This window comes from Psychromonas sp. (assembly GCF_983033635.1).
The window spans coordinates 677-2,414 of sequence record NZ_CEZLMY010000300.1; the positions used below are offsets into that span (position 1 = coordinate 677).

The 1,738-nt window shown below is 44.2% G+C and carries 1 protein-coding gene; it reads right to left on the bottom strand.

The annotated features are described in order from the left end of the window. On the bottom strand, positions 1 to 1,738 hold a 1,738-nt coding region (locus AC4GME_RS18720), incomplete at both ends, for a beta-ketoacyl synthase N-terminal-like domain-containing protein (protein WP_490380031.1).

Consider the following 1,738-nt stretch of genomic DNA (forward strand, 5'->3'; position numbering starts at 1 on the left):
CTCTTTTAGTTGCAGTGGCGGATACAGATATCCGCTGGCGCCCTTTATCTGCAGACCGGGCGCTTTAAAAGCTGACGTTGCTACTTTTATTTCTGGCGATTTTATTGCCACGTCTGGCGCTTCACCCGCTGCGACCTGTGCCTGCAGTTTGATCAGTTTTGCAATCTGCTGCTCTGCAGCATGACGTGCGCGAATAAAGGCCTGATGCGTTTGTGTTTGCTGGAAAATCTCAAAGCTGGTTTTACTGTTCATCTGCACTCCACCACAAGCTGGTTTATAAGTCGGATTAATCGCTGTTTCTGCTGCTTTTGCATCGGCCGATAAAGATTGCGGGCCTCTGTTTATGGTTAACAAGGAAATATCAACCGGGTTTAAAACAGCTGTTAGTTGTTTATCTTTAACTTGTGACTGAATATTTTTAAACAGTGCATTGTCACTATTATCTAAAATAGATTCCTGTATCGGCTTGCCACCTAAAGTAATCGCTTTTATTAATGAAAACGGTTGTTTAGCTGCTGTTGCAGCGGATATCTGATGTGCGCTAGCAGTCGACGATAAAATAAGATGCGCACAGCTGAGATCTTTGCCTAAACCGTTAATCGCAGTGTAAATACCCTGTTTTGACTGATCTAACAATAACGCTGATTTGATAATACTGACCATACCCGAGGCATTAAACAGATGTCCTACCTGACGTTTCACGCTGTCAATTTTGCTGCGCGGATATAATGTGGCAAACGCTTGTTTCTCAGCTTGATTATCCGCACTGAAACCACTGGCAAAGGCTTCAACATTAGTAATAGCGTCTGATTGAATTCCGGCCAGTGCACAGGCTTTATTACTGGCAGTGTTAATCGCATTGGCATCACAACCATTGGCAAAACTGACCGCATCAATATTGGCATAAACCTGCTCAGCTGACACTTTTGAGCTTGGTTTTACAACAAATGCACCTGCGCCTTCACCCACTAGCCATTGCTTAGCATCCAATAGATTGGCAGGGCTTGCGGCATCTTCTGACACAGCGCCGTAACGCTGACGTAAACTGATATTCTCAAACGAGCCGGCCAGATCGACACTGGCGATAATAACCGCTTCAACATCTGATGTTTGAAACAGGTTTTCAGCTAATTCGACACAACGATAAACTGAGTTTTCTTCACTGGAAACGGTAAAGGCAGGGCCTGAGAAATCCCATAACGCAGCGATACGCGAAGCCATGATATTGCCGATAAAGCTGGTATATTGATTTAGCTGTGCAGGAGAGGCAATGCTCTGTTTGGCAATTTCCGTTAACTCCTGCTGTTGAGCAGGCGTTAATTGAATGCCTTGCTCACTTAAGCTTTGTTCTATCTGCGTGGTTAAATTAACACGCCCGCGATATTGATGAAGGTCCAGCTCAACCCCCATCGCAACGAGAACCGCAACATTTGCGCCTTCTGTTAATGCCGCATCTTTAGCCGCATTATCAGCGACTTTGATCATCATTAACTGTTGCGGAATCAGGCAGTCCTGCTTATTTGGCGGCACTTTGAAACGCAGAAAATCAATATCAAAACTTTCGACATAAGCACCTTTAGGCGCTTTATTAAGCTTTAATTTGTTTAAAACGGCCTGGTTGTTATTAATCCCTTTCCAGCGGTTTACCGGCAGTTCACGAAAACTGTTTCTCCCGGAATTGATTAAGCTTTTAAATTCAGAAAGATCTTTACTCGATCCGACTAAACAATCCATACCG